The following is a 6,579-nucleotide window of genomic DNA, read 5'->3' as shown; positions in this document are numbered from 1 at the left end:
GACACGGGCCGCGGAGGGCGCAGCGCCGGGCGGCGGACCCCAACGACCCAGGAGCACCCATGCACCGTGCAACGTCCCTACTCCTCGCCGCGCTCCTGGCCGCCGCGCTCGTCGCGTGCAGCAGCCACGACACCGACCCGACGCCCACCAAATCACCGACCACGACCAGGCCGCCGCTCACCCCCACCCCGAGCCCCACCGAGCCGGCACCCAGCCCGAGCGGCAGCGACGACCCCGCCGACGCCACCCCGAGCCCCTCCGGCCTCTGACCCCCGAACGGGTCACAGGACGGCCACACGGCGAACGCAGGCCTCCACAAGAGCGGATGATGCCCCCTCAGCATCCGCAGCCCTTGGGGGGACCATGGCCACCTACCACGAGGTACAGACAGCCGTCCGCGTCGAGAAGCTCAGGCTCTGGTTCGCCTGGGTGACAGGCAACTTCATCCTGCTGGCCACCGCCCGAGCCACCCAGGACATCCACATCGTCAGCGTCATCACCCAGCTGCTCCTCGCCGCAGGGTTCCTCGCGCTCACCGTCGCGCTCTTCCGCATGACCGGCGCCCTCAACCGCAAGGCAGCAGCCGCCCGCAAGGACGTCCTCGGCGACGCGTAGACGGAGGGGGCGCCCGTGGCCGACGACATACGCCAAGGGCGCCCCTACCGCCGGCTCGTTGCCGCACAGAAGGCGCTCCGCCTCCCCTGCTGGATCTGCGGCCACAACATCCCCGCGAACGTCGACGGCCGCACGCACCCGCTGGCCTTCACCCTCGACCACCTCGTGCCGCTCAGCCGCGGTGGCTCTCTCCTCGACCCCGCCAACGCCCGCTCAGCCCACCGCCGCTGCAACTCGGCGCGGGGCAACCGCACCGCACCGCCCCGGAAGTACACCCGCTCCTCGCGGAGGTGGTGACGCCCCGTGCTCCACGTCATCACCGGCCCGCCGGCCGCTGGTAAGTCCAGCTGGATCGAGGCGCACGCCAAGGCCGTGGACATCGTCATCGACCTCGACCGCATCACGGTCGCCCTCACCGGACCTGGCGCTCCGCACTGGAACCACGCCCCGCTGATCCAGCGAGTGGCACAGCGCGCTCGGTACGCGGCCATCGACGAAGCGACGCAGCACCTCGACAAGCTCGACGTGTACCTGATCCACACCATGCCCAGCCCCAAGGCCATGGCCAAGTACAAGCGGCTCAAGGCCCGCATCGTCGTCGTCGACCCGGGGCGGGACGTCGTCATGCAGCGCATCGAGACGATGCGAGCGCCCGAGATGGCACGCGTCGCGACCCGTTGGTACAACGCCCGCAAGCACCTCCCGCGCGCGGCCATGCCGCAGGCGTCTCGGGCATGGTGACCACGCGTCACCACGACCGCCGCGGGCCTCGGCCGGACCCGAGTGGATCACCCCGGCGCCCGGTTCGATCATGATCGGGGCGGTCGGCCGCCCACTTTTTGAGCAGAGGGGCGGGCGACCCAAACGCCCTTCCCGACCACTTTTTTGCGCGACAAGATCCAAAGCCTATTCACGCGAACTGAGTTGGGTCACATTAGTGGCGTCACCCTCTGTGACATGACCCTCTGTGACCTCCCGCTATTCACGCGAACTGGGTTCGAGTGAATTAGTGGCGGCCGTGTCCGCGTCAACTCGGAGGGGTGGGCGTGAGCCTCGTCGACAAGATCACTCACGAGCTGGAGGACCTGCACGCCGACGAGACCTCGCCCGGCATGGCGGCCATCGCCCTCGACCTCGCGCAGGCCATGGCGAGCACGGACGCCCCGACCGCCAAGGCCGTCGTCGCCGACAAGCTCCGCACGATCATGGCCGACCTGCGGAAGCTCGCGCCCGTCGAGGTGAAGGGGGACGCGGTCGATGACGTTGGTCGTAAGCGAGCAGAGCGTCGAGCCGCCCTCCGCAAGCAAGCAGCCGGTGACTGACGGCCCCGTCTACGGCAGCCAGCGCCCCCGGGTGTTCACCGTGCCCGGCGTCGCCCTGTCGAGCGCGGGCGAGGAGGCCGTCGAGCTGGCGGCCCGCGCGGGCCTGGTCCTCGACCCGTGGCAGCAGCACGTCCTCGACGAGGGCATGGGCGAGAAGGCGGACGGCAGTTGGGCCGCTCCGGAGGTCGCCGTCAACGTTCCGAGGCAGAACGGCAAGGGCGGGATCATCGAGGCCCGCGAGTTGTGGGGCCTGTTCGTCGGCGGCGAGGAGTTGATCCTTCACTCGGCGCACGAGTTCAAGACGGCGAAGAACGCGTTCAAGCGCATCGAGCGTCTCGTGCGCGGGTGTCCTGACCTGCACAAACGTGTCAAGCGGTATTGGCAGACGACGGGCGAGGAGTCCATCGAGCTGCACTCCGGGCAGATGCTGCGGTTCATCGCCCGCTCCGGCGGCTCCGGCCGGGGCTTCACAGCGGACTGCATCGTGCTGGACGAGTGCATGATCCTCGGCGATGAGGCGATGGCGGCGCTGGCCCCCACGCTCGCGGCCGTCGAGAACCCCCAGACCTGGTACCTCGGGTCGACCGGCATCGGTCGTCAGTCCGTCCAGCTCGGGCGCCTGCGCCGCCGGGCCCTGGCCTCGGCCGAGACCGGCGTGCCGGATCCGGCGCTCGCCTACTTCGAGTGGTCGATCAACGAGCACCGTGACGAGTGCGCGCGCGGCTGCACGGAGCACGACGACGTCACGGACCCGGCGTCGATCCTCAAGGCCAACCCGGCGATTGGGTACCGGCTGACGCTGGAGAAGGCGGCGAACGAGCGGCTCATGATCGGCGACGACTTGTATGCGCAGGAGCGGCTCGGCGTGGGCGACTACCCGGCCGACGGTACGGACAACTGGCAGGTCATCGGCGAGGACGCCTGGCGGGCGCTGGCGGCCGCGGACTCTGCCCCCGAGGGCCAGGTGTCCTTCGCCATCGACATGACGCCGGAGCGTTCGCATGCGGCGATCGCCGTGGCGGGCGCCTGGCGGGGCGGCACGCACGTCGAGGTGGTCGACCACCGGCCCGGTACGGGCTGGCTCCTGGATCGGGCTGCAGAACTGCACGAGCGGTGGAAGCCGCGGTGCTGGGTCGTCGATGCCGGCGGCCCGGCCGGCTCCATCATCGAGCAGCTGCAGCAGCGCCTCGGTGTCGAGGTGGTGCAGCCGAAGGCCCGCGAGATGGCGTCGGCGTGCGGCCAGTTCTACGACGGGGTGGCGGAGCAGGCGGTCAGCCACCTCGACCAGGCGCCGCTGGCGACGGCTCTGGCGGGCGCGCAGAAGCGGCCGCTGGGGGACGCGTGGGCGTGGGCCCGGCGCGGTGTGAACGTCGACATCAGTCCGCTGGTCGCGGCGACGCTCGCGAAGTGGGGGCTCGCCGCCGAGGCCGAGGAGCCGAAAGACATTCTGCTGAGCGTGTGGTGAGAAGGGTGACGACATGAGGTGGTGGCCCTTCCGCCGCACGGCGTTGAAGCGGGCGATCTCGTACCAGGACGTGTGGGGCTCGGGCGCGGACCCGGCGGTGCTGCGCGGCGGAAGCCAGGAGCGGGCCCTGCGGCTGGGGCCCGTGTACGCGGCCACACGGCTGCTCGCGGACTCGGTGGCATCCCTGCCGCTGAAGTCCTATCGGACGGACGGAGACGACCGCCTGCGGGCTCCCACGCCTCCGCTGTTCCGGCGCCCGGCCGCGACCGGTACCCGCTACGACTGGCTGCACCGGTGCATGACGTCGCTGACGCTGCGCGGCAACGCCTACGGCCTGGTCGTCGCGTGGGGGCCGGACGGCTGGCCGAGCCAGATCGAGTGGCTCCACCCGGACGACGTCCACATCGAGGACAACCTGGCTGCGGTCCCGGTCTGGTACTACAAGGGCCGCCGCCTGGAGGACGGGCAGCTGTTCCACATCCCGGCGTACACGGTGCCCGGGCAGATCCTCGGGCTGTCGCCGATCGCGTACTTCGCGACGACGACGGAGGCCGGCCTGCTGGCCAACCAGTTCGGCCGTGACTGGTTCGCGAACGGGTCGACGCCGAGCGCGGTCCTGGAGACGGACATGGTCGTCGACCGCGACGCGGCGACGATCCTCAAGGCCCGCTTCAAGGAGGCCGCTCAGGGGCGGGACGTGGTGGCGCTGGGCAACGGTGTGAAGTACCGGGCCATCTCGGTGCCGGCGAACGAGTCGCAGTTCCTGGAGACCATCAAGGCGACCGCCAACCAGATCGCCGCGATCTACGGGGTGCCGCCCGAGAAGGTCGGCGGCGAGACGGGCGGCAGCCTCACCTACGCCACGGTCGAGCAGAACAGCATCGACATGCTGACGTGGACGCTGCGCCCCTGGCTGGCCCGGCTGGAGGATGCGTTCTCGTGGCTGCGGCCGCCCACCGAGGAAGCCCGGTTCAACGTCGACGCGATGCTGCGGACCGACACCCTCACCCGGTACCAGTCGCACCGGATCTCCCGCGCGATCGGCCTGCACAACATCGACGAGCTGCGCCGCATTGAGGACGAGCCGCCCCTGCCCAACGGCATGGGGCAGGACTACTCGCCACTGGGCAAGGTGGCACCGGACGAAAGCGAGAAGAAGTGAACGGCGAGAGTGAGCGTCGGTTCACGCGCGGCCTCGTGGAGGTCCGGGCGGCCGGCGACAGCAGGACGATCGGCGGGTACGCGGCGAAGTTCAACACGCTGTCCCGCAACCTCGGCGGTTTCGTCGAGCGCATCGACCCCGGGTTCTTCGCGAAGTCCGAGGGCGACGGCTGGCCGCGCGTGATGGCCCGCTACAACCACGACAACATGGCGCTGCTCGGCACCTCGCGGGCGAAGACGCTGCGGCTGCAGACGGACGGCACGGGCCTTGACTACAGCGTCGACGTCCCGCAGTCCCGCGGCGACGTGTACGAGCTGGTGCAGCGCGGCGACATCACCGAGTCCAGCTTCGCGTTCTTCACGTTCGAGGACGACTGGGCGATGACGGACGACGGCTTTCCCGTGCGGACGCTGCTGTCCGGGCAGCTGGTCGACGTCGCCCCGGTCAACGACCCGGCGTACCTGGACACGTCCACGGGCCTGCGCTCCCTCGCACAGAAGGCGGGCGCCGAGCTGGCGGAAGTCCGGGCCGCGGCGGAGGCCGGCGAGCTGAAGCGGTTCCTCGGGGCTCCGGACCCCACGATCATCCCGCCGACCGGGCAGGGCGAACCCCACCCGGTCATGGCGGTACGGCGGCGGCGCGCCGAGCTCAACCAGCGCCGCACCTTCTGAGGCAGGGCGCACCCCACCTCGACACACCGTCCACCAGGCACCCGGGCCAACTCGCCGCGGGTGCCGTCGTCATGCCCAGGAGGGCAACGTGACTGCGTTCATCAAGGCGCTGCAGGAGCGGCGCGCCAGCGTGTGGGAGCAGACGAAGGAACTGCTCGACACGGCCGAGAAGGAGAAGCGCGATCTGACCGCGGAGGAAGAGGGCAAGTACCAGGCCTTCAACGCGGACCTCGACAAGATCGACGCCCGGGTGAAGGACCTGACCGAGGCCGAGCAGCGGACCAAGGACGCGGAGGCTGCTTTCTCCGGTCTGCTCGCCAAGCCGCAGGAGCCCGGCGCCCGCCAGGCGGAGGAGAAGGACTCCGAGCTGCGCCGGTGGGCGCGCGGCGAGCAGCGCGCGTTCGACGTCGCGAAGCCGGACGGGGTCGCCTTCCGTGACCTCGTCAAGGGCACCGCGAGCGCGGGCGGCAACACCGTGCCGACCACGTTCTACGGCAAGCTCATGGCCCACCTCATCGAGGTGTCCGGGATCATGATGGCCGGTCCGACCGTGCTGTCGACGTCGTCCGGCGAGTCCATCGAGATCCCGGTGACGACCGCGCACTCCAGCGCCGCGCTCACTGCGGAGGCCGCGGCCATCTCCGAGTCGGACCCGGCGTTCGCCAAGCGCACGCTCGGGGCGTACAAGTACGCCGTGCTGCTGCAGGCGTCCACCGAGCTGCTCACCGACACCGGTGTCGACCTGGAGGGCTACCTCGCCATGCAGGCCGGCCGGGCGCTGGGCAACGCGTTCGGCGTCCACGCCATCACCGGCGACGGCTCGTCCAAGCCGTCGGGTGTCATCACCACGGCGTCCGCGGGCGTCACCGGCGGCACCGGCGTGGTCGGTGCGTTCACCGCCGACAACCTGATCGACCTGTACTACTCGGTCATCGCCCCGTACCGGAACAGCACCTCGTGTGGCTGGCTGATGCGGGACTCCACGCTCGGTGCCGCGCGCAAGCTGAAGGACGGACAGGGCCAGTACCTGTGGCAGCCGTCCCTGCAGCTCGGCGCCCCGGACACGCTTCTCAGCAAGCCGGTGAACACCGATCCGAACGTGGCCGCTCCGGCGCTCAACGCGAAGTCCGTGGCCTTCGGCGACTTCTCGCAGTACTTCGTCCGCATGGCGGGCGGGGTGCGCTTCGAGCGCTCCGACGACTACGCGTTCAACTCCGACCTGGTGACCTTCCGCGGCATCATCCGCGCGGACGGCCTCCTCGTCGACCAGACCGGCGCGGTGAAGGTCTTCGCCGGCGCAGCGTCCTGATCCATCCGCACCCAGGGCGGCCGCCATCCGGCGGC

The 6,579-nt window shown here is 70.6% G+C and carries 8 protein-coding genes and 1 pseudogene; all 9 read left to right on the top strand.

The features are described from left to right. Positions 1–269: pseudogene (locus ACWC91_RS41140) on the top strand (hypothetical protein); the annotation flags it as partial. 94 nt (positions 270–363) lie between these two features. Continuing rightward, positions 364–615 carry a hypothetical protein gene (locus tag ACWC91_RS41135; protein ID WP_450726370.1) on the top strand — a complete coding sequence of 84 codons (252 nt, stop codon included), beginning with the start codon at positions 364–366 and terminating at the stop codon, positions 613–615. Positions 616–630: 15 nt separating this feature from the next. Beyond that, entirely contained in the window at positions 631–912 is a 282-nt protein-coding gene (locus ACWC91_RS41130) for an HNH endonuclease (RefSeq protein WP_450726368.1), read from the top strand. Between the two features lie 6 nt (positions 913–918). Further along, positions 919–1,356 (top strand): hypothetical protein, encoded by a 438-nt coding sequence (locus ACWC91_RS41125; RefSeq protein WP_450726366.1) that lies wholly within the window; start codon positions 919–921, stop codon positions 1,354–1,356. 305 nt (positions 1,357–1,661) lie between these two features. After that, a complete protein-coding gene (locus ACWC91_RS41120) occupies positions 1,662–1,937 on the top strand; it encodes a hypothetical protein (RefSeq protein WP_450726364.1) in 276 nt (91 codons plus the stop codon). After that, positions 1,930–3,402, top strand: coding sequence for a terminase (locus ACWC91_RS41115; RefSeq protein ID WP_450726362.1), 1,473 nt, complete (start codon positions 1,930–1,932; stop codon positions 3,400–3,402). Before ACWC91_RS41120 ends, ACWC91_RS41115 begins: the two co-directional genes overlap by 8 nt. A gap of 13 nt (positions 3,403–3,415) precedes the next feature. Then, positions 3,416–4,564, top strand: coding sequence for a phage portal protein (locus tag ACWC91_RS41110; RefSeq protein ID WP_450726360.1), 1,149 nt, complete (start codon positions 3,416–3,418; stop codon positions 4,562–4,564). Continuing rightward, positions 4,561–5,235 carry an HK97 family phage prohead protease gene (locus ACWC91_RS41105; protein WP_450726358.1) on the top strand — a complete coding sequence of 225 codons (675 nt, stop codon included), beginning with the start codon at positions 4,561–4,563 and terminating at the stop codon, positions 5,233–5,235. The genes ACWC91_RS41110 and ACWC91_RS41105 overlap by 4 nt, the downstream gene beginning before the upstream one ends. A gap of 88 nt (positions 5,236–5,323) precedes the next feature. After that, positions 5,324–6,544 (top strand): phage major capsid protein, encoded by a 1,221-nt coding sequence (locus ACWC91_RS41100; protein WP_450726356.1) that lies wholly within the window; start codon positions 5,324–5,326, stop codon positions 6,542–6,544. Positions 6,545–6,579 lie beyond the last annotated feature (35 nt).

Source organism: Streptomyces sp. NPDC001204 (assembly GCF_053598035.1).
This window is presented reverse-complemented; position numbering and strand designations above follow the sequence as displayed.

Bases quoted from the DNA above. Each gene is read 5' to 3' on its own strand.
- ACWC91_RS41135 (WP_450726370.1), top strand. From the start codon at position 364: ATGGCCACCTACCACGAGGTACAGACAGCCGTCCGCGTCGAGAAGCTC.
- ACWC91_RS41110 (WP_450726360.1), top strand. From the start codon at position 3,416: ATGAGGTGGTGGCCCTTCCGCCGCACGGCGTTGAAGCGGGCGATCTCG.